Origin of the sequence: Streptomyces sp. NPDC002886 (assembly GCF_042888445.1) — a bacterium.
Taxonomy (GTDB): Bacteria; Actinomycetota; Actinomycetes; order Streptomycetales; family Streptomycetaceae; genus Streptomyces.
This window is the reverse complement of sequence record NZ_JBIAPV010000004.1, coordinates 111,766-136,677: the sequence shown is the minus strand read 5'-3', so window position 1 is coordinate 136,677 and position 24,912 is coordinate 111,766. Positions and strand designations below refer to the sequence as shown.

Genomic DNA, 24,912 nt, shown 5'->3' with positions numbered 1-24,912 from the left:
TCCCGCCGGGGGCTGGCCCCGGCCGCGGGTCGCGTGGATCATGAGGGGGCGCCGGGGCGATGGGGCTCCGGCGCCCGCCACCGAGCCCTGGGGGTCCATGTGTCGTCCGTGCCGTCCTTCGAGCCGAGTTACGCGTCCGGGGCCTGCGAGGTGCCGCTGCTGGGCGACACCATCGGCGAGAACCTGGACCGCACCGTGCGCAGGTTCCCCGGCCGCGACGCCCTCGTCGACATGGCCTCCGGGCGCCGGTGGACGTACGCGCAGTTCGCCGCGGACGTGGACGCCCTCGCGCTCGGCCTCCTGGACCTCGGGATCGCCAAGGGGGACCGGGTCGGCATCTGGGCTCCCAACCGTCCCGAGTGGACGATGGTGCAGTACGCCACCGCCAGGATCGGCGCGGTCCTCGTCACCGTGAACCCGGCCTACCGGTCCCACGAGCTGGAGTACGTCCTGCGCCAGTCCGGGATCCGGCTGCTGGTCGCGGCGGACCGGTTCAAGACCTCCGACTACGCGGCCATGATCGAGGAGGTCCGGCCGCGCTGTCCGGACCTGGAGTTCACCGCCCTGCTCGACGGCCCGCTCTGGAACTCCCTCCAGGAACGCGGCCGCCGCGCGGACCGCGCCGAACTCCTGCGCGCCCAAGCCGCGCTGAGCCCCGACGACGCCGTCAACATCCAGTACACGTCCGGGACCACCGGCTTCCCCAAGGGCGCGACCCTCTCGCACCACAACATCCTCAACAACGCCTACTTCGTCGGCGAGTTGTGTCACTACACCGAGCAGGACCGGGTCTGCATCCCGGTCCCGTTCTACCACTGTTTCGGCATGGTCATGGGGAACCTCGCCTGTACCAGTCACGGCGCTGCCATGGTCATCCCGGCGCCCGCCTTCGACCCGGGAGCGACCCTGGCCGCCGTTCAGGCGGAGGCCTGCACCTCGCTCTACGGGGTCCCCACCATGTTCATCGCCGAGCTGGCCCACCCGGACTTCGGGACCTACGACCTCTCCAGCCTGCGCACCGGCATCATGGCGGGCTCGCCCTGCCCGGTCGAGGTGATGAAGGAGGTCATCGACCGGATGGGGATGCGCGAGGTGTCCATCTGCTACGGCATGACGGAGACCTCGCCGGTGTCCACCCAGACCCGCGTGGACGACTCCGTGGAGCGCCGCGTCTCGACCGTGGGCCGCGTCGGACCGCACCTGGAGGTCAAGGTGGTCGACCCGGCCACCGGCCGGACCCTCCCGCGCGGCGAACCGGGCGAACTGTGCACCCGGGGCTACTCGGTCATGCTCGGCTACTGGGACCAGCCCGAGCGCACCGCCGAAGCCGTCGACGCGGCCCGCTGGATGCACACGGGAGACCTCGCCGTCATGGACGGGGACGGGTACCTGAGCATCACCGGCCGCATCAAGGACATGGTGATCCGCGGCGGCGAGAACCTGTACCCGCGCGAGATCGAGGAGTTCCTGCACGCCCACCCCGACATCATGGACGTCCAAGTGATCGGCGTACCCGACCCGAAGTACGGGGAGGAGCTCATGGCATGGGTGCGGATGCGCGAGGGCGCCGAGCCGCTGACCGCCGAGGCCGTGCGCGCGTACTGCGCGGGCCGGCTGGCCCACTTCAAGATCCCGCGCTACGTCCACGTGGTGGAGGAGTTCCCCATGACGGTGACGGGCAAGATCCGCAAGATCGAGATGCGGGAGACGGCCGCCAGGCTGCTGGGCCTGCCCTCCTGACAGGGGGTCACCGGCCGGCAGGAGGGCAGGCAGGGGTCACCGGCTGACAGGGGTCTCCGACTGGCAGGGGGCATCGGCGGCCTGTCGCCGTCCGCCCGGTGCCGAGTACCGCCGTCGCGGCCCTACGGGACACCGGGCGGGTGTTCGACTCCGGGTCAGCGGGCCGCTCCGGCGCCCTTGCCCGCGACCGTGTTGCTCGTGACCGCGCCGTCGGCGCCGGCCAGGGTCACGGCGTGCCGGACCCCGTCGGAGCCGAGGACCACCACGCGCCAGGCGCTGCCGCCGCCCTCCTGGGCGACCACGCGCAGTGCCTCGGCCTTGCCGCCGGGCACGGCGGCCTCCGCCTTCTCCAGGGCCTGGGCCGCCGGAAGCGCCGGCAGCGGTACGGGGGCCCGGTCCGGCCCGTCCATGACGAACTTCTCCTTGCCGTCGGGCATCCCGCCGGGCACCCCGTCGGGTCCGTCCGGCGGGAAGGCGAACCGCTCGCCCTTCTGACCCCGCAGGCCGGGCTTGCCCGGTTCGCCGGGCTTTCCGGGGTGCGCGGGCATCGGCAGCGCCATCTTGCCCCCGCCCTCCCGCTCGACGTCGAACCGGTCCCACACCCGCTCCGCCCGCGTGCGGCGGACGTCGTGCTCGTGGTCCGCCACGGCAACGACCGCGGCGCCCGCTCCGGCGGACGCCACCACCACGAGCCCGAGCGCCACCCAGCGTCCCCGGCCCTGACGGGCGAACCGGGTGAAGCGGGCGATCCGAGCGCCGCGCCCCGCCGGCTTGCCGGCCGGGTCGCCGGCGCCCTCGCCGCCACCCTCGGCGGGAACGGTGGCCGGGGGGAACTCGGGCGGCTGCGGACTGGACTGAGTCATCTGGATGCTCCTCGGGTTCTCCGGGCGTCGTGCCCGGCTCGGCCGATCCTGCGAGCAGGATGCTGAAGCCCCGCTGAAGCGAGCTGAAGAACCCTTCAGCAAGCCCGCGGCGCGACCTGAGAACCTTGCACCATGCGCGTACTGGTGGTCGAGGACGAGCGGCGGCTGGCCGCCGCCCTGCAACGGGGTCTGCGGGCCGAGGGCTTCACTGTGGACACGGCACACGACGGTCCGCAAGGCCTGTGGATGGCCGGCGAACACGACTACGACGCGATCGTGCTCGACATCATGCTGCCCGGCCTCAACGGCTACCGGGTCTGCGCCCGGCTGCGCGCGGCCGGCTGCGAGTCCGGCATCCTCATGCTCACCGCCAAGGACGGCGAGTACGACGAGGCCGAGGCGCTGGACACCGGAGCCGACGACTTCCTCTCGAAGCCCTTCTCCTACGTGGTCCTCGTGGCCCGCCTGCGGGCGCTGATCCGGCGCACCGGCCGCCGCAGTCCGCAGGTCATGGAGTTCGGCGACCTCCTCGTCGACCCGGCCCGGCAGCGCTGCACGCGCGGAGGCGTCGAAGCCCGGCTGACCGCGCGCGAGTTCGCCGTGCTCGTGCACCTGGCGCGCCGGGCCGGCGAAGTCGTACCCAAGCGGGACATCCTCGAGCACGTCTGGGACGCCGCCTACGAAGGGGACCTCAACGTTGTGGAGGTCCACGTCAGCGCCCTGCGCCGGAAGATAGACGCGCCCTTCGGCCGGGCCGCGGTCGAAACCGTGCGCGGCGCCGGATACCGGCTGGCGGCCGACGGTGGCTGAGACCGACCACGCCCACGAGACCGACCACGACAACGAGACCGACCAAAACCACGAGACCGGCCGGGCCTACGAGACCGGTCAGGCCGGCGAGGACCGGGCACGCCCCCGCGCGCTCGCGCACCGCCTGCGCCGGGCCGCGTCCCGGCTCCGTCCGCGGTCCGTCCGCGCCCAGGCCACCCTCGGCGCGTCCGCCGTGGTGGCCCTGGCCCTCGGGGTCGCCTCCGTCGCTCTGCTCGGGGCCCTGGAGACCAACATGACCATGAGCGCCCAAGACGACGCCGAACGGCGGGCCGTCAAGGTGGCCGCGCTGGCGGCCACCGGGGAGCTGGGGCCCGTACCGGTCCCGGGCCATGAATCGGACTTCATCCAGGTCGTGGACGGTCAGGGCCGGGTGCTCGCGTCCAGCCCCAACCTCACCGGCCGCCCCGCCCTGGTGCCCGAACCGCCCGCCGCACCCGGTACGGTCCGCGACACCTGGAAGGGCGGCCGGGTCCGCCAGGAACACCGCCAGCGCGTCGTGCAGGTCACCACCGTCACCTCCAAGGGCCTCGTCACGGTCTACGCCGGCACCTCGCTCCGGGACGCCGACACCGCCGACGCGACGATCATGGCGGTGCTGGCCGTCGTGGTCCCGCTGCTCGTCCTCGTCGTGGCCCTGATCACCTGGCGGGTCACCGGGTGGGCCCTGCGGCCCGTCGAGGCGATCCGCGCCGAGGTCGCCGAGATCGGCGACCGCGAACTCCACCGCCGGGTGCCCGTACCCGCCACCCGCGACGAGGTGGCCCGGCTCGCCGTCACGATGAACGCCACCCTGGACCGGCTGGAGGCCGCCGGAATCCGCCAGCGCCGCTTCATCGCGGACGCCTCGCACGAACTGCGCAGCCCGATCACGGTGCTGCGCACCCAGTTGGAGGTCGCGCAGGCCCACCCGGATCCCGAGCTGTGGGGCGAACTGGTCAGCGGCGCCCTGGAGGACACCGTACGGCTCCAGGACCTGGCGGCCGACCTGCTCCTGCTCGCCCGCCTCGACACCTCGGAGCCGCCGCCGGCCACCGCCGTCGACCTCACCGAGGTGGTCGGCGAAGCGGCCCGTGCGCGCAGGGGAGGGCGCGTTCCCGTCCGGGCGGACATCGCCCCCGGAATCACGGTCCGCGGCAGCACGATCTGGCTGTCGCGGCTCGTCACCAACCTGCTGGACAACGCCGGCCGGCACGCCGAGCAGCACGTCACCCTCGTCCTGCGCGTTGACGGGTTCCGGGACGAGGCCGTACTCGAAGTGACCGACGACGGAGCCGGCATCGCGCCCGCCGACCGCGAACGGGTCTTCGAACGCTTCACCCGGCTCGACGACGCCCGCGCCCGCGACGAGGGCGGCACCGGCCTGGGCCTGGCCATCGCCCGCGACATCGCCCTGCGCCTCGGCGGCACCCTGGCCGTCCGGGACTCCCCGAAGGGGGCCCGCCTGGTCGCCAGGCTCCCGCTCGGCCCGTGACGGCGCCCGGCTGGCCGGGGGAGTGGGCTCAGCACACCGGGCGGCGTCCCGCGTCCCGCGCGGCCTCCTCCTCCGCCGCGACCGGCGCGGGTACTCCCGGTACCGGGTCTGCAGGGGGGAACAGCCGGCCTTCGCGACCCGGGGGATCGAGGAACGCGGCGGGCTTCACGGAGACCCGGCCCGTGGAGACGGCCTCCAGGGTGCCCAGGGCCGCGACGTACGCCGGGAAGCTGTCCGTGTCCCGCCGGTGGCGGGCCGGCTCCCGGTGGTCGCCGAGGGCCGGGTAGCCGTCCTGCCCGGTGAGCGTGTACGAGGTGGTCACGACCCGGTACGAGGCCTCCGGCCGCAGCGGGAGGCCGTCGAGGAGCACGTCGCCCGGCGCCACCCGGTTTCCGACGGGCCCGGCCGCGTCGAAGGAGTACCGGACGTTGTCCGACACCGCGAGCGGGGCGTACGTCAGCACGCCGGAGGCGTCCAGCGCCCACTGCTGCTCCAGGGCCTCGAGGAGCCGGTGCCCGCTCACCTCGACGCTGACCAGCGGGCACCCGTAGCCCACGGCCCGCCAGGCCCGCTCGAAGGTCACCGGGTCGTCCAGGGCGGGGCCGGCGAGCAGGTCGGTGTTGATCACGCTGCGGCCCGCGCGCGGGGCGATCGCGATGAGCGCCAGGTCCGCGCCGGACCGGGCCGGCCGGGGGCTGGTGTCGAAGGAGTCGGGCGCCTGGCGGGCGGCCCACAGCGCCCAGTCGGCGACCAGGTTGCCCATGGTGGACTCCCCGGCCGCGGAGAGCCGGCGCTGGAAGGAGGCGCGCTGGCGCCCGATGACACCCGCCCCGTGCCGCTGCGCGAAGCCGGTCCAGTGGTCGACGACCTCCTTGAGCACCGGATCGGGGGCCACGTCACGGGTGTTGGGGTGGTTGACGGAGCTGGTGAGCGCGCGGACGACCGTACCGGTGGCGGGGTCGAGCCGCAGGGTGATCTCGCCGATGATCTGCCCGTGGCAGCCGGCCTCGACGAAGGGCCGCGGCCGGCCGTCGGGATCCGGGAGCATCATGTTGAAGGCGTAGTGCCAGTGGCCGGTCACGATCGCGTCGATGTCCGGGGACACGCGCAGCGCCAGTTCGTAGGCCGGACCGCTGGGTTCGCTGCCGGAATCGAAGTCGCTGCCCGCGACCGCCCCGTCGTGCATGCTGAGCACGATGGCGCCCACCCCCAGCGACTTGAGTCGGGCGGCGCAGAGATTGGCGGAGGCGAGCTGGTCCAGGGTGGTGAGGCCGGGCTGGAAGGAGTTCCCGAAGGTCTCGGTGCCGGTGGCCGTCAGGTGGATGAACCCGATGGGCAGCCGTTGCCCTCCCGGGGCGTCCACCCACTCGATGTTGTACGGGGGGAGAACCGTCTCCCCGCTCGCCGTGGACACGGCGTTGGCGCTGTAGTAGCGGAAGTCGGCGCCGTGGAAGGGGGCGCCGCCCGAGTCGGGGAAGGTGTTGGTCGCTCCCGCCCCGTCGTAGGGGAGGCCTTCCTCCATGTGCCGGCGCAGGAAGCCGGGCGTGCGGTCAAACTCGTGGTTGCCGGCGGTCGCGAAGTCCAGGCCGAGCCGGTTCAGGGCCTCGATGGTCGGCTCGTCGGCGAGGGTGAAGGCGGGGAACTCCCAGCCGGAGAACAGGTCGCCCGGCGCGAAGAAGAAGGAGTTGGCCCGTCCGGCCCGCAAGCGGGCCAGATGGGTGGCCATGTAGGCGACCCCGCCGACCGTGTACGTACGGCCGCCCGCGCCGGTGAGGACCGCGTCCCGGGCCGGGGGAGCGGACAGGTAGCCGTGCAGGTCGGTGATGTGCAGCAGCTGTACGTCCACGTACCCGGCCGCGCTCGCGGCGTCGTCCGCGGCGGGGGTGGCGGCTGCCGGGGTTCCGGTGAGGGCCTTGACGCCGACGGCGGCCCCGGCGGCTCCCGCGGCCCGGGCCAGGAACCGGCGCCGGCCGAACTCCTCCATCAACGCTCCCGATCCGCCGGCGGGCCAACTCCCGCACATCCGGATGCAGTCTGTACGCGTCCGGTGACCTTCCGCGGTGCGCGGTCCGGTGCCGGGGCGAAATGCCGGGGAACTTCACCCTGTCGGCGAACGAGCACCGCCGACGGCCTCGCGGACGAGCTGTGAGCACCCGCCTCGGGACCGCCTTGGGACCGCCTCCGGACCCGTCTCCGGACCGCCTCGGGACCCGCCTCCGGACCCGGCTCCCGGCGTGAGCCGGGGGCGTGCAAGGCCTTTCCCCCGCGCTCCGTCGGGATCAGGCCGTTCTGGTCCCCGGGCCCGCTCCGGACCCCCGTCCCCGCGTGCCTCGCGTGCCCGTTCCCGCCGGTCCGCGACGAAGGCCGGTTCTCGTTACTCCGCGCTCCGGGCTCGGATGTACTCCCTCACTCGACCACCCGACGGGGGTCCCCGGGACGGACCGCCGCCGTTCGACGACGACGTGAAGGAGCCGCACGTGGCTGAGAAGACGGCACGCAGCACCCAGGGCGGACCGGCGGCGCCGAGCGCCCCGGCGCCCGCCGACCCACCCGAGTTCACGTTCGCCTTCGGTGCCCACCAGAAGGTCATGGAGCAGCTCTCGCTCCGCGCGATGGCCGCGCGACTGCCCGCCGCCCTGGCGCAGACCGCGCGGATGGCCTGGCGGCTCGACCGCGCCTCCGCGACCCGGCTGCTGGCGGGCCAGATCCTCGCCGGGGTCTGTACGGCCGTCTCCCTCGGAGCCGTCGCCGAGGCGATGGGACCGCTCCTGACCGGAGGCGGCGCCCATGAGCGCATCGCCGACGCCGCCTGGCCGCTTGCCGTGGCCGCCGTCGCGGCCGGAGCCGGTACGACCGCCCAGATCGTGTCCGGGAGCGCCGCACGCAGGCTCACCCCGCGCCTGGCGACCACGGCCGACCTCGACATGGTCGACGCCCACATGGACGTGGAGGTGTCCGCCTACGACGAGCCCGCGTTCTCCGACCGCTCGGAGGCCGCCGAGATCGGCGCGGCCCGCTCCTCCATGCTCGTCAAGGACGCGATGGCCTTCGTCAACGGCCTGGTCAACCTCGTGGCGGTGGCCGGGGTCCTCGCCGTCGTCCACCCCGTCCTGATGCCGCTGCTCCTGCTCTCCGTCGTCCCGCGCGGTGTGGGCGCCGTCATCGCCGCCCGGCTGGACTACGCCCTCCACAACGAGACGATCGCCTCCCGCAACATCCGCGGCATGATGCGCTGGTACCTCACCACCCACAAGCTCGGCGACGAGCTGCGCTGCAACTCCATGCGCCCCCACGCCCACGCCTGGTACGCCGCCGTCTGCGCCCGCATCGACTCCAAACTCGTCGGCTCCGCCCCGCGCTACCTCAGGGTCTCGCTCCTCGCCGCGGCCCTCGGCGGCCTCTTCCAGCTCGGTACCTGGGCCGCGCTGGGCGCGCTGGTCCTGGCCGGGTCCATGGCCCTGGCGGCGGCGGGCACCGCCATCGTCGCCATGCGGACCTCCGCCTCCGCCCTCTCCAGCCTGGTGGTCTACGGCGCCGCCATGTTCCAGCACGCCCTCTACCTGGAGGACTACCGCCTCTTCCTGGAGCAGGCCCGCGAACTGGCCGTCACCCGGGGCGCGGTGGAGGCGGGGCCGCCGGAGAAGGTCAGCCTGGAGAACGCCTCGTACACCTACCCGGGCAAGGACACCCCGGCGCTCGGCCCGGTCAGCCTGTCCCTGTCCCGGGGCGAGATCATCGCCGTGGTCGGCGAGAACGGCGCCGGGAAGTCCACCCTGATCCGCCTGCTGACCGGCCTTACGGTCCCCAGCGACGGGGAAGCGTACTGGGACGGCATCCCGACCCGGGCGCACGACCAGCGGACCCTGTGGACGCACGTCGGGCTGGTCGCCCAGTCCTACGCCCAGTGGCCGTTCACGGTGCGCGACAACGTCACCCTCGGCCAGCCCGACGCCCGCGGGGACGACGCGGTGTGGGAGGCGCTCGACGCGGTCGGCATGCGCCGGCAGGTGCAGGGCTACCCGCACGCCCTGGACACGCTCCTGGCCCGCTCCCTGTGGGGCGGCCACGAACTGTCCGGGGGCCAGTGGCAGCGCCTGGCCTGCGCCCGCGCCTTCCACCGCAGGCCCCGGTTGCTGATCATGGACGAGCCGACCTCGGCGATGGACGCCCGCGGTGAGCACCGGATCTTCACCGGCCTGCAGGAGATGAAGGAGGACCGGATCACCATGATCGTCACCCACCGGATGGAGAACTGCCGGCTGGCCGACCGGATCATCGTCCTGGACAAGGGCCGGGTCACCGAGACCGGCACCTTCGCCGAACTGACCGCCCTCGGCGGCACCTTCGCCGAGCTGTACGGGCTCTCGCAGGACCGCTGACCCGCGGGACCGCCGGCCCGCGCGCCCCGCTCCGTACGCACGGAGCGGGGTACGCGGCCGCGCGGCTACGAAGAGGCGTAGCGGGCCAGGAAGAGGTCGACTCCCGAGGTGACGAGGCGGGTCAGCTCCGCCGGGTCGGTCTCGGTGCCGGGGGCGAAGGTGTGCTCCAGCTGCGGGACGCCGACGGTGGCGGCGACGAGCTGCCGGACGGCGAGCACGGGATCGGGGACCTGGAGCCTTCCGCGCCGGCCGAGTTCGGCGATGGCCTCGACGAGGGGCCCGTTGAACATGTCGTACGTGACCCGGTACCAGAGCCGGCCCAGCTGGGGGAAGCGGTGGATCTCCCCGATCACCAGGCGGCGGAGCGCCATGATGTCGGGGCGGAGCAGGAGGGCGGTCCAGTCGCCGGTGAGGGCGATGAGGGCGGCGCGCAGATCCGGGGCTTCCACGAGGGCGGAGCCGCCCGGTTCGAGGTCCGCGTAGGTCTCGCGCAGGATGCCGCCGACGGCGGCGAGGAACAGCCGCTCCTTGGTGCCGAAATGCTTGTACACCGTCGCCTTGGAGGCCCCGGAGCGGCTGGTGATCGCGTCCATGGAGGCGCCCGCGTACCCCTCGGCGAGGAACTCCGCGGCCGCCGCGTCTTCGATCGCCCGGCGCTTGCGCCGGACGGCGTCGGAGGAAGCGGGGGCGGCCGGGATGCCGTACGCGTCGGTGGCGTTCGCCGGCTCGGCTTCCATGGGGGAGTCCTTCGTACGTGCGGGTGGCGTGCGGGGGAGGTGCGTACCGGGGCCAGTGTAGGAACCGGAGCCTTCGACACGCGCGCGCGCACGCACGCCTCGGCCCGCCCGCCTCGTCCCGCGCGCGTCAGCTCTGCGCGCGGGTCAGCCCTGCGTCGAGCGGCCGTTCTTGACGGCCTCGGTGATGTCGCCCGTCTCGGCGGCCGGCGGGACCGCGATGTCCTTCGCCAGGCCGAAGGAGAAGAAGTCGATGTGGACGGCCACGTTCCCGAAGGTCTGGTTCAGCCGCGAGGGCATGCCCTTGTCGTCGACCCAGACGTCCGTGACGAGCTCGGTCGCGGCGGCGCCGCCCACCGCGTCGAACACCGCTCCGGCACCGTCCACCTTGTCCGCCGGTACCGTGGCCCGGTAGTGGACGGAGCTCTTCCCGTTGACGTCCTCCCGGCCGACCTCGGTGACGTCGCTGGCCCACTTGAGCGCCTTCAGTCCGGCCGTCGGGTCGTTGTTGCCGGTGTTCATCCCGGCGGCGCCCTTCTCGCCGAGCACGGCCGAGGGCTCGATCTTCAGCCAGGTCTTGCCCGCGAAGGGGCCGCTCGGCGCCGGGTCGATGCCGAAGTAGTACGCCCCCTGGACGACCCGGTAGGTGATCGTGCCGTCGGCGACCAGGTTCTCCATGTGGAGGTCCTTGGCCGGCATCTCCGCCTCCATCGCGAGGCCGTTGCCCCAGGAGTAGACGCCGTTCAGCTGGACCGGCTTGCCGCCCGTGTCGGGCATCGTCACGCTCATCTCGACCTCGGCCGAGCCCGCCTTGGAGGCCTCGTCGGAGGCCTTGGCGAGCGTCGAGACCAGCGTCTGCGCCGAGTCGGCCGCCTTCTTGCCCACGGCGGCGCCGGACGTACAGCCGCTCAGGCCCGCCGACACGATCACGGCGGCCGCGATGCCCGTGGTAACCGTTCCTGCCTTCATTTCCCCACCCCTTGGTCGGTTGCCGTCCCAGCCCCCCCGGGTCGGGACGCGAACGCGACACGCTCGCACACTTCATCGACGGGAGGGAAAAAAGGGACCCCACCGCCGACCGGGGCGCTCCCCGAAGGCCCCCGGAAATGCGCGGGCGCGCGTCCGCGCGGCCTGTATATCCTGCCCGGCATGCTGCGACTCGAACGCCTGCGGGCCGATCACGAGGCTGCCCTGCTGGCCTTCGAGCGGGACAACCGGGCGTACTTCGCCCGCTCCGTACCGGACCGCGGGGACGCGTACTTCGCGGAGTTCGCCGCCCGCCACCAAGCCCTGCTCGCCGAACAGGACACCGGCGCGTGCCTGTTCCACCTGGTGCTGGACACCTCCGGAGAGCTGATCGGGCGCGTCAACCTGGTGGACCTCGCGGACGGCGCCGCCGACCTCGGCTACCGGATCGGCGAACGGGCGGCGGGCCGCGGCGCGGCCACCGCGGCCGTCCGCGAGGTCTGCCGGCTCGCCGCCTCGGAGTACGGGCTCGGTTCCCTCACGGCGTCCGCCGCCCTGGACAACCCGGCATCGGCGGCGGTGCTCCGGCGGACCGGATTCACGGTGGTGGGGGAGACCGTCCTGAACGGCTGCCCCGGGCTGACCTACCGGCGGGCACTCACGGCCGAGGGCTGACCGGCCGCCGCGCCCCTCCGGTCGGCGCCGCCCACGACCGGCCCTGCGCTCTCCTTCGCCTCGTCCGCCCCGTCCGGTGTGGTGCCTGCCCCGTCCGGCGGCGAGCCTGCCCCGTCCGGTGTGGCGCCGGGCCAGTCCGGCGCTGCCCTTCGCCTCGTCCGGCGCGGCGCCTGGCCGACCCGGCGACCGGACCCCGCCATGCCCGGACGGGCCGACAGACCCCGTCCTGGTGCGTACGGGTGACGGACCGACAGCGGAGCATCACCCCATCGGGGCCCCCGGCGCGCGCGCTCGGCGTTGATCACCGAGTGTGTGGATCACCGGCAGCGCGTGCTGCCCGTCGGCCCCCGCACTGAGGAGTCCCCGGCCCCATGGCTGTCGCCGCCGTTCCCTCCGTCCCGTCCGCCACCCCGATCGCGGGGGATGCCGCGAAGCCCGGCCACCGTGCGGCCGCGCCGAAGCCCGTCGAAGACGCGCGGAACGCGGCCGGCCGGCCGCCGGCGCCGCGCCGGGGCCTCACCGCCGCCGGGCTCGGGGGCGCCTGCGGGCGCGGAGGCCGGACGCCCCTCCGGCTCACCCGCGCCAAAGCCCCGGGCGTGCACGGGGACCCGTCCCCCCGCACGGGGTACTGCCGCGCCGCACGGCGTTCGTGACCGTGCGCGGCATCTGAGCCGACGCCGCTCCCCGTGCGGTGCGGCCTGTCGGGTGCGGTGCCGTGTCGTGCCGTGCGTACGCGCCACCGCGACCCGTGCCCCGCCCACCGCGACCCGTGCCCCGCCCACCGCGACCCGTGCCCCGCGACCCCTGCCCCGGCCCGGGACCCGCGGTGGCTCGTCCTTCCCCGTCCTTCCCCGACGCGATTCCCTTTCCCGCCTCCCCACGCCACTTGGAGCAAGCCGATGGTCCTCGCCCCGTCGCCGCCCCCGGGCTGCCCCCACACCGGACCCGCCCGCAGGACCGTGGTCCAGGCGGCGGCCCTCGCCGCCGCCGGTCTCACCACGGGCCTCGCGCCCACGGCGTGGGCGGCCGGGTCCCCGGCCCGCCCGGCAGCGGCCGGCCCGGGCGCGGAGCCCGCGCGGGGGGACACCGCCCCCGCTCCCCTCCCGCTGCGCACCGACCGGGACTCCCAGGGCGACATCCTCGCCGGGTTCCGCAAGGACCACGCCTGCTTCCTGTTCCTCCACTTCGGCGACGCCGCGAAGGCCCGGCGCTGGCTGACCCGCCTGCTGCCCTCGGTCTCCACCACCGAGGAGGTGGCCCGCTTCAACCGGGCCTTCAGCAGGGCCCGCCGACTCAGGGGCGGCATCGACCCCGAATCCATGGCCACCCTGTGGACCGGGATCGGCCTGACCCATCCCGGGCTGCGCCTGCTCTCGGGCAAGGAGCCCTTCCCCGCCGCCCCGGCCGGCTCCAGCGCCGAGGCCTTCACCCAGGGCTCCGCCGCCCGCGCGCAGCAGCTCGGCGACACCGGAACCAGCGCCCCGCAGTCCTGGCTGTTCGGCGCCGAGGAGCCCGCCCGCGCGGTGCACGTGGTCCTCACACTCGCCGCCGACCAGCCCGAACGCCTCGCCGCCGCGGTCGCCGAACACAGCGCGGGTGCGGCCGCGGACGGCGCGACGGTCCTGTTCCGCCAGGACGGGGCCACCCTCCCCGGGGAGCTGCGCGGGCACGAGCACTTCGGCTTCCTCGACTGCATCAGCCAGCCCGGCGTACGGGGCTTCGACGAGCCCGACCCGGCTGACGCCTCCGGCGTGTTCGGCAAGCCCGGCACCCGGCTGATCCCCGCGGGCGAGTTCGTCGTCGGCCCCGAGAGGGTGAACAAGCGCCCCACGGGCCTGCCCGCCTGGGCCACCGGCGGCGCCTTCCAGGTGGTACGCCGCCTCGCGCAGGACGTGCCCGGCTGGTGGACCCAGGTGGCCCTGCGCCTCGCCGAACTCCAGCGCGCCGGCGCCGCGCCCGCCGACGCCGGCCGCGAATGGCTCGGCGCCCGCCTGATGGGCCGCTGGCCGGGCGGCATGCCCGTCTCCCTGTGCCCCGCGGCGGAGCAACTGCCCGCGCCGGGCAAGCACCCCGACGCCGGACTCGCCTACGGCCAGGACCCGCAGGGCTGGGGGATGCCGCTCTTCGCGCACATCCGCAAGGGGAACCCCCGCGACGGCCTGGTCCTCACCCCGGGCCGTCCTCCCGTCGCCCAGGCGGAGCTCGACGCGCGGCGCCTGATGCGGCGCGGAATCCCGTACGGCCCCGTATACCAGCCCGAACTGGGCGAGGAGCACGGTCCGCAGACCGCGCGCGGGCTGGTCTTCGTCTGCCACCAGTCGGACCTGGTGGGGCAGTTCGAGCTGGTGATGCGCAAGTGGGTCAACGAACCCGACTTCCCGGCCGGCCGCAACCCGCGCGCCGGCTGTGACCCCGTGCTCGGCCCCGATTCGGCCATCGCCTTCGAAACCCCCTCGGCGGACGGCACCGGCAGCCGGGCCAACACCCTCCACTTCGGCCGGTTCGTCCGCACCGAGGGATCGGTATACGCCTTCAGCCCCTCCCTCCCCGTCCTGCGCGCCCTGGCCAAGGGCGAACTCGACGTCTCCATCGAGTTCCACACCGGTTCGGTCCTGCGCCCCGGCGACGTCCTCGACGCGGGCAAGGCCAGGCTGACCCTCGAGGCCTCCGGCGACCTCGCCCTGCTCGATGCCCGGGGCACCCGCACCTGGCACACGTACACGGGCGGCGTCGGCCACGACGCCGTGCTCACGCAGGACGGCGAACTGCTCGTGCGCGACGCCGAAGGCGCCACGGTATGGTCCAGCGGGACCGGCGGCCGCCCGGGCGCGCGCCTCCTGCTGCGCCCCTCCGGAGAGCTGGTGATCCTGGACGGGACCCGGGTTCTGTGGAAGGCGTCCGCCTCGTAGGGTGACCGCATGGCGATCACGGAACCAGTGACAGGCGACACCCGGTTGATCTACGGCTGCATGGCTCTCGGCGGGAGCTGGGAGCGCGGCCCGTACCAGGCCGAGGACATCGACGAGGCCGAGGCGGTGATCGAGGCCGCCCTCGACAGCGGCATCACGATGTTCGACCACGCCGACATCTACCGGCACGGAAAGGCGGAAGCCGTCTTCGGCGAGGTGCTGGCCCGCACCCCCGGTCTGCGCGAGCGCATCACGCTGCAGACCAAGTGCGGCATCCGCCTCGCCGAAGGCGACCGTCCCGGCATCTACGACCTGCGGGGCGCGAGCATCCTCAGCCGCGTCGAGGAGAGCCTCACGCGGCTGCGCACCGACGTGATCGACGTCCTGCTCCTGCACCGGCCCGACCCCCTGGCGGATCCGGCGGAGATCGCCGAGGCACTCACCTCGCTGCACCGCCAGGGCCTGGTGAAGCAGTTCGGCGTCTCCAACATGAACGCCGCGCAGATCGCGAACCTGCAACGGCACCTCGACATCCCGCTCGTCGCGAACCAGCTGGAAATGAGCCTGGACCGGCGGGACTGGCTGGAGGACGGGGTCCTCGTGAACACCCCGGCCGCGGCCGCCGTCGGCTTCCCGGCCGGCACCGTCGAGTACTGCACGGCGAACGGGGTCCGCCTCCAGGCCTACGGTCCCCTGGCCCAAGGACGTTTCACCGGACGGGAGTCGAGCGTCGGGGAGCACGCGACCGCCGAGCACCTGCGGGCCCTGGCCAAGGCGAAGGACACGACACCGGAGACGATCCTGCTGTGGTGGCTGCAGCGCCACCCGGCCCGGATCGCCCCCGTCATCGGCACCGGCCGCCCGGAGCGGATCCGGGCCTGCCGTGACGCCGCGCTGCGGACCCCGGACCTCGGCCACGAGGAGTGGTACTCCCTGTGGCTCACGGCCCGGGGCGGACCGCTTCCCTAACCAGGGGCGGCAACCGGAGACGACCTAGCCGGGCGAGCCGACCGCGCACACCAGGATCGGGGTGGCGCGGCGCGGGTCGAGCGCGTTGCGGACCATGTGCCAGACGTTCAGGTCGTAGGCCTCGCCGATGTGGCCCACCGGGTCGAAGGGGCAGAAGTCCTGCACGTACTGGTTCTTGACCCCCGGCTCGCGGACGAACGCCGTCTCCGTCGGGGTCACCAGTTCGTCGTAGCGCGAGGTGATCACGGTGTACGCGATCCCGGGCTGGGCCACCGGGCCGTCGTTCAGCGCGAGGATCGCGGGACCGCCGGGCACCTCGTCGGCGAGCACCGGGATGCCGATGGTGGTCACGATCTTCTCCATGGTCGCCCGGCCGATGAGCTTGTCGCCCAGCTCCAGCAGCCCGGCGGCGTTCGTGCCGTGGGTCGGGGGAGCGATGGCCACGACCGCCTTGATGTGGGGCTGGATCCCCTGCATCTTGGCGAGGTAGAGGGCCTGCAGTCCGCCCTCGGAGTGGCCGACGACCGAGACCTTGGCCGCGCCGGTCGCGCCGCGCACCTTCTCGACGTACTCCTTGATCTCCAGGTTGGAGACGGCCACCGGCTTGAGGCCTCCGACCAGCGGGAAGCCGTCGTAGGCGCCGTAGGTCAGGGCGAAGGTGCAGTAGCCGCGGGCGGCGAGGTCCAGCTGGAGGAAGTTGAGGTCCTCGTACCAGGTGGCGAAGGTGCCGTGGAGCAGCACCACGGGCTCGGGGTGCGCGGCGCTCGGCCGGCAGGAGAAGTCGTTGACCCCGCCTCCCGTGACGCCCTCGCCGGCGGCGTGTGCCGGGAAGGCGGCTCCGAGCAGGAGGGCCAGCGGGAGGGCGGCCCTGGCGAGCAGGGTGCGGGTGCGCGACGCACGGGTACGGCGAGCCATACGACATCTCCTGACGGGGGGTCATGCACTGGTCGGACTGCACAGAATGCTCCGGTGCGCGGCCCGTGTCCCCTGGCGGTACGCGCAGAATGCTTCCTCCCGCGTTTGTGCACGGTGACAATGCGGGGATGGACGACGCGAGCGGTACGGCGGGCGGTACGGCGGGTCCGGCATCGGGCGGTGCGCCGGGACTCGCCGCCGTGCTGCTGCCCCGGATAGCGGAGATGGCGGCCGAGACCGTCGCCCGGCTGACCGCCGACATCCCCGCCTACCGGCTGCTGCCCGACAGCGTCCTCGGCGGCGACCTGGTCGCGAACACCGAAGCCGTGCTGAAGCTGTTCTTCACCACCGTCGCCGAAGGGCGGGCGCCCACCGAAGCCGAGCTGGCAGCCCCCGTGGCCTGGGGCGCCGAACGGGCCCGGGACGGGGTTCCCCTGGAGGCGGTGCTACGGGTCTACCCGCTCGGCGCCCGCCGCGCCTGGGAGCTCGCCGCAACCGGCCCGGATCCCGTCGACGACCCGTACGCCCTGGTCACGGGCCTGCTGACGTTCCTCGGCGAGGTCATGCCCAAGGTCGCCGAGGCCTATCTGCGCGAACAGGCCGACCTCGACTGGGAACAGCGCGAACACGGCCGCAACCTCGCCGGAGTCCTGCTCGCGGGCCGCCCGGCCCGGCGCGCGGCCGAACGGTACGGGCGCACCCTCGCCGAGCGGTACGAGGTGGTCGTCCTGCGGCTGCCCGAGGCACCCGGCGGCGCGACGAACCGCATCCTGCGCGCCCTGCGCTCCGAACTGGACGGAAACCCGGAAGTGCTCGCCACCTTCAAGGGCGAGGGAGGCGTCCTTCTGGTTCCGCTCGGCCCGGTTCCGCCCGGCCTCCGTGGCCCGACCGGCCCCGACGGCGCGACCAGGCGCCTGCTCGCCCGCCTCGATACGGCGGCCGAACTGCGATGCACGGCGGCGGCCGCCGTCGCCGAGGACCACGAATCGATCCCCCGGGCCCAGGCCGAGGCCTCCGAAGTGTTGTCCCTGGCCGAGGACTTGGGACGCCCGCCGGGTCTCTACCGGCTGGCCGACCTGGCCGTCGAGTACCAGCTCGTACAGCCCGGCCCCGCCCGAGACGCCCTGGCCCGGGTCCTGGCGCCCCTCGAAGACCAGCCCCATCTGATCGCCACGCTGCGGGAGTTCATCGCGGCCGGCTACCGGCGAGCCGATGCCGCCGACGCCCTCACCGTCCACCGCAACACGCTGACCTACCGCCTGGGCCGCATCCGCCTGCTCACCGGCCACGACGCCACCGACCCCACGGGAGCCCGCCACCTCGCGGCCGCCCTGACGGCATACGGCGCGGCCCGCCGCACCGGCGCCTGAGACGCACCGGCGGGCCGGTTCCCGTGACCGGGCGGCTCAGAGCACCGGCGGACGGCCCGCGGCCGTGAGGCGCAGTACGGTGCGCCAGCGCATGGGCCGCCGCGTCTGGGCGTGCCGGGCCGCCCATCCTTCGCGCAGCCCCTGGAGCGAGTCCCGCAGACCGCCGCCGCGCAGTCCGCGCAGCGCCGTCACGGCCGTCCAGATGCCGAGGTACGCCGGGATGAGGGGCGCGGGGAGGTTGCGATAGGCGAGCCAGACGCGGTTGCGGGCGGCCAGCCGGTGGAAGAGCGCGTGCCGGGTGGGGCTGGTGACCGGGTGGTGCATCCGGACCCCCGCCGCGTACCAGCCGGTGCCGCCCTGCTCCCAGAGCCGGTACGCGAGGTCGATGCCCTCGTGGTACAGGAAGAAGTCGGGCCAGCCCCCGGCCGCGTCGAAGGCGTCCCGGCGGACCATGACCACGCCCTCGGTCATGGTGGCGATGGTGCCGGGCCGCCCCGGATCGCCGGTGCGCAGCCGGGGAACCCAACGGCGCGGCGTCGTGGTGTCGTCGGGTCCGGTCAGCCGCGGCTGGACGTACGCGGCCTCCGGGCGCCGGCGGGCCTCGGCCACCAGCCGGGACAGGACGTCGGGCCGCGGGAAGGAGGCGTCGTTGTCGAGGAAGAAGAGGAACTCGCTGCCCGTGTCCCGCAGGGCGAGCGCGCCGCGGTTGCGGCCCTCGGGGATGCCGAGGTTCTCCGGGAGGGTGAGGACGGTGGCGCCGTCCACCGACAGCGAGGGGCGGCAGCCGTTGCCGACGATGACGATGCGGAGCTCGACGTCCTCCTGTGCGAGGAGCGTACGGACGGCCGCCGCCTCCTCGTCGGGACGGTCGTTCATCGTCAGTAGGACGACGTCGATCCGCGTGGCGGCGGCGGGGGAGGGGAGTGAGGAGGAGGCGGGCACGGACCGGATGCTAGCGGAAGGGCCGTGCCCGCCCCTCCGGGCAGCGGGGCCCGCTCAGGTGAGGGGGAGCAGCCGGGACGGTCCGTGCGCCGACGCGAGCGCGGCGGCGGAGGCCAGCGGGGCATCGGTGGCGGCGCCCAGCGCGCTGCCGGCCAGCCAGGCGTTCCAGTCGAGGTTCCAGTCCCCGAACCCGTTGGCGAACGGGGCCATCGGCTCACCGCCGCTGTTGACCACAGACACCACGTCCCCCTCCCGCACCGTGTCGAAGAACCAGGCGGCGTCGGCGGTGCTCATGCCCGTGCAGCCGTGGCTGACGTTCTCCTCGCCCTGCGCGTCGACCGACCAGGGCGCGGCGTGCACGTACTCCCCGCTCCAGGTGACCCGGGTCGCGTAGAGGACGGGCAGGTCGTAGAACTCGCTGGTGCCGCGCTTGATGCCCACGGTGTCCCCGCGCATCCGCACCTTGCGCTCCTTGCCGAGCACGACCTTGATGCCGCTGCGCGTCAGGAACCCGGCCTTGCCGGTGGTCACCGGAATGGTCCGGACGGTCCGGCCGTTGCGCCGTACGGTCATCTCGTGCGCGGCGGCGTCGGTGACGGCCTCGATCCGGTCGCCGACGGTGAGCCGCAGGGGCTCCGAGGGGCCGCCGTACTCCCGGTCCCCGACCTCGACCCCGTCGAGACCGCTGACCACGTGCACCACGGCGTGGGCGGGCCAGTAGGTGCGGGGGCGGTAGTGCAGGGTCGAGTCGTCGACCCAGTGCCAGGCCCCCTCGACGGCCGGTTCCGAGGTGACCTGCAGGGCCCGCTCCACCCGGACCCGCGCGGCGGGATCGGCGGCGGGGACCGGCCGGCTCAGGGAGGCCGTCACGATCATCCCCGCCCCGTAGGTGCCCGGCCGCGGCCCGAACTCCGCGGTGAGCCGGTCGTCCTGCGCCGCCTCCGCGGTCCGGAACGCCATGGTCACGCCGACGGGGGTACCCGCCGCGTCCTGGGCGCCGACCCGGACGGTGTAGGTCTCCCCGGCGCGCAGCGGCTCGGTGTTGCCCCAGTGGTGTCCCCGTGCGCCCAGGGCGCCGCCCACGTAGCGGCCGTGACCGTCGTGGACGGTGACGTAGGTGAGCAGCCCCGGGCCGGCCAGGGTGATTTCCAGGGGGCTGGCCGCGTCCGTGGGCAGGACGACCGTGTGCGCCGCCGCCCGGGCCGCGCCGCGGGAGGAGGGATCGCGCACCACGGAACCGGCCCCGCTCGCGGTGGCCCGGACCAGCTGCTGTTCCAGCCCGCCGCACAGCCCGGCCCGGAAGGCGTCCATCGCGCACCGCCGGCCCCCGTCCTCCAGGGCCCGGCCCACCAGCAGCTCGACGGAGCCGGAGTGCTCGCCCGGGTTCCGCGCCCCGGCCCCGGACGGTGACGCGGACTGGGGCGCGGCGGCGACGACGAAGACCAGGCCGGCCACCGCCCCCGCCGCGGTCCACGTCCTGCCCCGTCGCCCGAGTCCTCCACGGTGTGTCGATGACAGCATGCGCGCCACGCAGCCCTCCCAGATCGCCTTCGGCCGGATGGCAGCATCAAAACGATTTCCGGGCAGCCTGATGATCATGAACTCGGCCCGTGGGGCCGAATGGGCACCGAAGAGGGCTCGTACGGAGTAGGGGAGGGGCGCCTCGGGCGGTCGCGGTCAGGTCATGCCGGTCAGGCCGTCGAGGTCAGGCCGTGGCGGTGGCTGCGCCGACGGCCGTGACGTTGGAGACGAAGCCGGCGAGGTTCGCGACCGTCCGCTGGATCTTCTCCTCCAGAGTGAGCGACTCGTGGAGCCGTCCGTCCGGGCCCGCGTTCTTCTTGCCCCGTACGTAGAGCGAGCAGGCGAGGTCGGAGCAGATGTAGGCGCCCACGGAGTTGCCCTGCTGCCCGGCCTTGCCCGCCTTCGGCGCGACCATCAGGGAGACGCCCCCGGTGTGGGTGGTCAGGCACAGCGAGCACATGCTGCGCCGCGCCTGGGAGGGGCCGGCGCCGGAGGAACGCAGCGCGAGGGCGACCGCGCGACCGTCCAGCTCGGTGACGAGGTAGGCGCGCTCGGGGGCCTTGGGGTCCCACCAGCCGAGGAAGTCCAGGTCGTCCCAGGGGCGCTCGGCCAGATCGCGGGGGACGGACAGGCGCTTGGCCTCGCCCTTGGTGCAGTTCACGAAGGCGGTACGGATCTCTTGCTCGGTCAACGGCTTCATGAGTGGCAGGCTAATTTGCCTAAAGGTTTTAGGCAAACGCATAATGGCTATCGCCAGCTAGGAGGCACATGATGGTTCGAGCAGGACTGACCACCGAGCGGCTGACCCGGGCCGGCGCGGAACTCGCCGACGAGGTCGGCTTCGACCAGGTGACCGTCTCGGCGCTCGCCCGGCGGTTCGACGTCAAGGTCGCGAGCCTCTACTCGCACCTGAAGAACTCCCAGGACCTCAGGACCCGGATCGCCCTGTTCGCGCTGGAGGAACTGGCCGACCGGGTCGCGGCCGCCCTCGCGGGGCGGGCCGGGAGGGACGCCCTCGCGGCCTTCGCCGACGCCTACCGGGACTACGCCCGGGAGCACCCCGGCCGCTACGACGCCGCCCGGCTCCGGCTCGACCCCGAGACGGCGGCCGCCAGTGCGGGCGTCCGGCACGCCCAGATGACCCGGGCGATCCTGCGCGGCTACGACCTCACGGAACCCGACCAGACCCACGCGGTCCGGATGCTCGGCAGCGCCTTCCACGGCTACGTCAGCCTGGAGCTGGCCGGCGGCTTCAGCCACACCGCCGTCGATTCCCGGGAGTCCTGGGACTGGATGGTGGACTCGCTCGACGCGATGCTGCGTAACCGCGTAACCGCGTAACCGCGTAACCGCGTAACCGCGTAACCGCGTAACCCGACCCCGATCACGACCCCGACCCCGATCACGACCCCGACCCCGATCACGACCCCGACCCCGATCACGACGAGGCCGATGCGATGACCACCGACCGAGACCGGATCATCACCCCGGTCACCGAGGACCTCCTGCGCGGCGCGGCCGACGCGGAACGCACCGAGCGCGGCCTGCTGCCGCACCGGCTGCCCGCCCGGGTCCGCCCGCAGATCCCCGACGACCAACTGGCCACGGCCGAGTCCCGCCCGTCGGGCGTGCGCCTGGTCTTCCGTACCCGGGCGACCGTCATCGAGCTGGACGCCCTGCCCACGAAGCGGGCCTACCGGGGCTTCCCGGTCTCGCCCGACGGCGCGTACGACCTCGTGATCGACGGCGTGCTCACGGCCACCGCCACCGTGCCCGGAGGCAGGCTCCGCACCCTCGATCTGGTCACCCAGGCGGTCGAACTCGAAGAGGGGCCGCCCGGCACCGCCCGCTTCGCGGACCTGCCCGCGCGGGACAAGCACGTCGAGATCTGGCTCCCCCACACCGAGACGACCGAGCTGATCGCGCTGCGCACCGACGCCCCCGTCACGCCGGCGCCCGAGAGCGGGCGCAGGGTGTGGCTGCACCACGGCAGCTCCATCAGCCACGGCTCGAACGCGGAGCGCCCCACCGGCACCTGGCCCGCCCTGGCCGCGGCGCAGGGGGCGGTGGACCTGGTCAACATGGGATTCTCCGGCAGCGCCCTGCTGGACCCCTTCACCGCCCGCGCGATGCGCGACACCCCCGCCGACCTGATCAGCGTCAAGATCGGCATCAACATCGTCAACCTGGACCTGATGCGGCTGCGCGCCTTCGTGCCCGCGGTCCACGGCTTCCTCGACACCCTCCGCGAGGGCCATCCGACGACTCCGCTCCTGGTCGTCTCGCCCCTCCTGTGCCCCATCCAGGAGGACACCCCCGGCCCCCTCACCACCGATTTCAGTACCGGGACCCTGCGGTTCAGGGCGCTGGGTGACCCGGCCGAACGGGCCGCCGGGCGGCTGACGCTCAATGTCGTCCGCGAGGCGCTCGCCGGGATCGTCGCGCAGCGGGCGGCCGGGGATCCGCACCTGCACCACCTCGACGGCCGTGAGCTCTACGGGGCCGCGGACCACGCCGAACTGCCCCTGCCCGACGACCTGCACCCCGACCCCGCTGGCCATGTGCGCATCGCCGGGAACTTCGTCCGGCACGCCTTCGCCGCCGGCGGCCCCTTCGCCCCGCAGACGGCCTGAACCACCGCGCGGCGCCGGCCGGCGGGGTGCCCCCTCCGGGTGCTCCGCCGGACTCGCCGCGGACCCGGCCCGGGGTCAGAATGACGGCACGCCGCTCGGTGCCCGAAAGTTCTCCGGCCCGGATTTTGCATGAACATGCGTCATCGCGCATACTCATCCCATGTCAAAGGTTCTCACCTCCCTGCCCACCGGCGAGCGCGTCGGAATCGCCTTCTCCGGCGGCCTCGACACCTCCGTCGCCGTCGCCTGGATGCGCGACAAGGGTGCCGTCCCCTGCACCTACACCGCCGACATCGGCCAGTACGACGAGCCCGACATCGCGTCGGTGCCCGCACGGGCCACGGCGTACGGCGCCGAGCTCGCGCGTCTGGTCGACTGCCGTGCGGCGCTCGTGGAGGAGGGCCTGGCGGCTCTCGCCTGCGGCGCGTTCCACATCCGCTCGGGCGGTCGCGCGTACTTCAACACGACGCCGCTCGGCCGCGCCGTCACCGGCACGCTGCTGGTCCGCGCGATGCTGGAGGACGACGTCCAGATCTGGGGCGACGGGTCGACCTTCAAGGGCAATGACATCGAGCGGTTCTACCGCTACGGCCTGCTCGCCAACCCGCACCTGCGCATCTACAAGCCGTGGCTCGACGCCGACTTCGTCACCGAGCTCGGTGGCCGCAAGGAGATGTCGGAGTGGCTGCTCGCCCACGAGCTGCCCTACCGCGACAGCACCGAGAAGGCGTACTCCACCGACGCCAACATCTGGGGCGCCACCCACGAGGCGAAGACCCTGGAGCACCTCGACACCGGTGTGGAGACCGTCGACCCGATCATGGGCGTCCGGTTCTGGGACCCCTCGGTCGAGATCGCCACCGAGGACGTCACCATCGGCTTCGAGCAGGGCCGCCCGGTCACGATCAACGGCAAGGAGTTCGCCTCCGCCGTCGACCTGGTCATGGAGGCGAACGCCATCGGCGGCCGCCACGGCCTGGGCATGTCGGACCAGATCGAGAACCGGATCATCGAGGCCAAGAGCCGCGGCATCTACGAGGCTCCGGGCCTGGCCCTGCTGCACGCCGCCTACGAGCGCCTCGTCAACGCGATCCACAACGAGGACACCGTCGCCCAGTACCACAACGAGGGCCGGCGCCTCGGCCGCCTCATGTACGAGGGCCGCTGGCTCGACCCGCAGGCGCTGATGATCCGCGAGTCCCTGCAGCGCTGGGTCGGTACGGCGATCACCGGAGAGGTGACGCTGCGCCTGCGGCGCGGCGAGGACTACTCGATCATGAACACCACGGGCCCGGCGTTCAGCTACCACCCGGACAAGCTCTCCATGGAGCGCACCGAGGACTCGGCGTTCGGCCCGGTGGACCGCATCGGCCAGCTCACCATGCGCAACCTCGACATCGCCGACTCCCGCGCGAAGCTGGAGCAGTACGCCGGCCTCGGCATCGTCGGCACCACGCACCCCGCGCTCATCGGCGCCGTCGAGGCGCCCGGCTCCGGTCTGATCGGCGCCATGCCCGAGGGCGGCGCCGAGGCCATCGCCTCGCGCGGCGAGGTCTCCGGCGACGACGAGCTGCTGGACCGTGCCGCCATGGAGTTCGGCACCGACTAGTCACTGCCGGCGGCAGGACGTGACGTGACGCGCCGCCCGTGGTCCCCGTGGGGACCGCGGGCGGCGTTCGTCGTCTTCGTCGTCTTCGTCTTCCTCACGGGGCCGTGGTCGGCCAGGGGGCGACCGCGCCGCCGCGGACCCGGCGCAGCTGGCCCCGGGAGTCCAGGAGCCGTAGGTCGCGGTGGATGGTCATCGCGCTGACGTCCAGTTCGCGGATGAGCCGTTCGAGGGACACGTACCCCTCGCGGCATGCCGTCTCGACGATGTGGTGCCGGCGGGACGTGGCGGTCAGCTTGCCCGTGGCCAGACTGATGGAACCCCGTCGGCTGCTCATCCGTGCGCTTCCTCCGTGTGTGTGGACCAGATATAGACCAAAATTAGACCA

General features: G+C 73.6%; 21 protein-coding genes. 12 read left to right on the top strand and 9 right to left on the bottom strand.

What is annotated here, in order from left to right; all coding sequences use genetic code 11:
- Positions 1 to 108 precede the first annotated feature (108 nt).
- Positions 109 to 1,740 (top strand): AMP-binding protein, encoded by a 1,632-nt coding sequence (locus tag ACFYYB_RS19055; protein WP_389436358.1) that lies wholly within the window; start codon positions 109 to 111, stop codon positions 1,738 to 1,740.
- A 155-nt stretch (positions 1,741 to 1,895) separates the two neighbouring features.
- Here the strand turns inward: ACFYYB_RS19055 and ACFYYB_RS19050 are convergent, their stop codons facing one another.
- Positions 1,896 to 2,603, bottom strand: a complete 708-nt coding sequence (locus ACFYYB_RS19050) for a PepSY domain-containing protein (RefSeq protein ID WP_389436357.1) — start codon at positions 2,601 to 2,603, stop codon at positions 1,896 to 1,898.
- 132 nt (positions 2,604 to 2,735) lie between these two features.
- Between ACFYYB_RS19050 and ACFYYB_RS19045 the strand changes: the two genes are divergently transcribed.
- Together ACFYYB_RS19045 and ACFYYB_RS19040 are read left to right on the top strand one after the other, a co-directional pair.
- Positions 2,736 to 3,413, top strand: coding sequence for a response regulator transcription factor (locus tag ACFYYB_RS19045; RefSeq protein ID WP_243333090.1), 678 nt, complete (start codon positions 2,736 to 2,738; stop codon positions 3,411 to 3,413).
- A gap of 124 nt (positions 3,414 to 3,537) precedes the next feature.
- Positions 3,538 to 4,905 carry a sensor histidine kinase gene (locus ACFYYB_RS19040; RefSeq protein ID WP_389437206.1) on the top strand — a complete coding sequence of 456 codons (1,368 nt, stop codon included), beginning with the start codon at positions 3,538 to 3,540 and terminating at the stop codon, positions 4,903 to 4,905.
- A 28-nt stretch (positions 4,906 to 4,933) separates the two neighbouring features.
- Here the strand turns inward: ACFYYB_RS19040 and ACFYYB_RS19035 are convergent, their stop codons facing one another.
- The gene (locus ACFYYB_RS19035; protein WP_389436356.1) at positions 4,934 to 6,889 is read right to left on the bottom strand and encodes a bifunctional metallophosphatase/5'-nucleotidase; all 1,956 of its coding nucleotides are present in this window, start codon (positions 6,887 to 6,889) and stop codon (positions 4,934 to 4,936) included.
- Positions 6,890 to 7,382: 493 nt separating this feature from the next.
- Between ACFYYB_RS19035 and ACFYYB_RS19030 the strand changes: the two genes are divergently transcribed.
- Complete coding sequence (locus ACFYYB_RS19030) at positions 7,383 to 9,284, top strand: ATP-binding cassette domain-containing protein (RefSeq protein WP_389436355.1); 1,902 nt, start codon at positions 7,383 to 7,385, stop codon at positions 9,282 to 9,284.
- A gap of 65 nt (positions 9,285 to 9,349) precedes the next feature.
- Here ACFYYB_RS19030 and ACFYYB_RS19025 read toward each other — a convergent pair whose 3' ends face one another.
- Positions 9,350 to 10,021 carry a TetR/AcrR family transcriptional regulator gene (locus ACFYYB_RS19025; RefSeq protein ID WP_389436354.1) on the bottom strand — a complete coding sequence of 224 codons (672 nt, stop codon included), beginning with the start codon at positions 10,019 to 10,021 and terminating at the stop codon, positions 9,350 to 9,352.
- A gap of 144 nt (positions 10,022 to 10,165) precedes the next feature.
- Positions 10,166 to 10,987 (bottom strand): hypothetical protein, encoded by an 822-nt coding sequence (locus tag ACFYYB_RS19020; RefSeq protein ID WP_389436353.1) that lies wholly within the window; start codon positions 10,985 to 10,987, stop codon positions 10,166 to 10,168.
- A 180-nt stretch (positions 10,988 to 11,167) separates the two neighbouring features.
- Here ACFYYB_RS19020 and ACFYYB_RS19015 point away from each other — a divergent pair, with 180 nt between their 5' ends.
- From ACFYYB_RS19015 to ACFYYB_RS19000, 4 genes are all read left to right on the top strand, one after another.
- Positions 11,168 to 11,659 carry a GNAT family N-acetyltransferase gene (locus ACFYYB_RS19015; protein WP_389436352.1) on the top strand — a complete coding sequence of 164 codons (492 nt, stop codon included), beginning with the start codon at positions 11,168 to 11,170 and terminating at the stop codon, positions 11,657 to 11,659.
- 371 nt (positions 11,660 to 12,030) lie between these two features.
- Entirely contained in the window at positions 12,031 to 12,312 is a 282-nt protein-coding gene (locus tag ACFYYB_RS19010; protein ID WP_389436351.1) for a hypothetical protein, read from the top strand.
- A 246-nt stretch (positions 12,313 to 12,558) separates the two neighbouring features.
- Entirely contained in the window at positions 12,559 to 14,568 is a 2,010-nt protein-coding gene (locus ACFYYB_RS19005) for a peroxidase (RefSeq protein ID WP_389436350.1), read from the top strand.
- Between the two features lie 9 nt (positions 14,569 to 14,577).
- A complete protein-coding gene (locus ACFYYB_RS19000) occupies positions 14,578 to 15,537 on the top strand; it encodes an aldo/keto reductase family oxidoreductase (protein WP_389436349.1) in 960 nt (319 codons plus the stop codon).
- A 24-nt stretch (positions 15,538 to 15,561) separates the two neighbouring features.
- Here ACFYYB_RS19000 and ACFYYB_RS18995 read toward each other — a convergent pair whose 3' ends face one another.
- Positions 15,562 to 16,452, bottom strand: coding sequence for an esterase/lipase family protein (locus ACFYYB_RS18995; RefSeq protein ID WP_389436348.1), 891 nt, complete (start codon positions 16,450 to 16,452; stop codon positions 15,562 to 15,564).
- A gap of 128 nt (positions 16,453 to 16,580) precedes the next feature.
- On the opposite strand from ACFYYB_RS18995, the gene ACFYYB_RS18990 reads away from it, so the two are divergent.
- Positions 16,581 to 17,822: a helix-turn-helix domain-containing protein gene (locus ACFYYB_RS18990; protein WP_389436347.1), complete on the top strand. Its 1,242-nt coding sequence runs from the start codon at positions 16,581 to 16,583 to the stop codon at positions 17,820 to 17,822.
- Between the two features lie 36 nt (positions 17,823 to 17,858).
- Here ACFYYB_RS18990 and ACFYYB_RS18985 read toward each other — a convergent pair whose 3' ends face one another.
- From ACFYYB_RS18985 to ACFYYB_RS18975, 3 genes are all read right to left on the bottom strand, one after another.
- The gene (locus ACFYYB_RS18985; RefSeq protein ID WP_389436346.1) at positions 17,859 to 18,764 is read right to left on the bottom strand and encodes a glycosyltransferase family 2 protein; all 906 of its coding nucleotides are present in this window, start codon (positions 18,762 to 18,764) and stop codon (positions 17,859 to 17,861) included.
- Positions 18,765 to 18,818: 54 nt separating this feature from the next.
- Positions 18,819 to 20,219 (bottom strand): Ig-like domain-containing protein, encoded by a 1,401-nt coding sequence (locus ACFYYB_RS18980; protein WP_389436345.1) that lies wholly within the window; start codon positions 20,217 to 20,219, stop codon positions 18,819 to 18,821.
- A gap of 250 nt (positions 20,220 to 20,469) precedes the next feature.
- Positions 20,470 to 20,985 carry an FBP domain-containing protein gene (locus ACFYYB_RS18975; protein ID WP_389436344.1) on the bottom strand — a complete coding sequence of 172 codons (516 nt, stop codon included), beginning with the start codon at positions 20,983 to 20,985 and terminating at the stop codon, positions 20,470 to 20,472.
- Between the two features lie 71 nt (positions 20,986 to 21,056).
- Between ACFYYB_RS18975 and ACFYYB_RS18970 the strand changes: the two genes are divergently transcribed.
- From ACFYYB_RS18970 to argG, 3 genes are all read left to right on the top strand, one after another.
- Positions 21,057 to 21,626, top strand: a complete 570-nt coding sequence (locus tag ACFYYB_RS18970) for a TetR/AcrR family transcriptional regulator (RefSeq protein WP_389437205.1) — start codon at positions 21,057 to 21,059, stop codon at positions 21,624 to 21,626.
- 116 nt (positions 21,627 to 21,742) lie between these two features.
- Entirely contained in the window at positions 21,743 to 22,918 is a 1,176-nt protein-coding gene (locus tag ACFYYB_RS18965; protein WP_389436343.1) for a GDSL-type esterase/lipase family protein, read from the top strand.
- A 160-nt stretch (positions 22,919 to 23,078) separates the two neighbouring features.
- Entirely contained in the window at positions 23,079 to 24,527 is a 1,449-nt protein-coding gene (gene argG, locus ACFYYB_RS18960; RefSeq protein ID WP_389436342.1) for an argininosuccinate synthase, read from the top strand.
- 94 nt (positions 24,528 to 24,621) lie between these two features.
- On the opposite strand, the gene ACFYYB_RS18955 is transcribed toward argG, so the two are convergent.
- Complete coding sequence (locus ACFYYB_RS18955; protein WP_389436341.1) at positions 24,622 to 24,861, bottom strand: DeoR family transcriptional regulator; 240 nt, start codon at positions 24,859 to 24,861, stop codon at positions 24,622 to 24,624.
- Between the last annotated feature and the right edge of the window lie 51 nt (positions 24,862 to 24,912).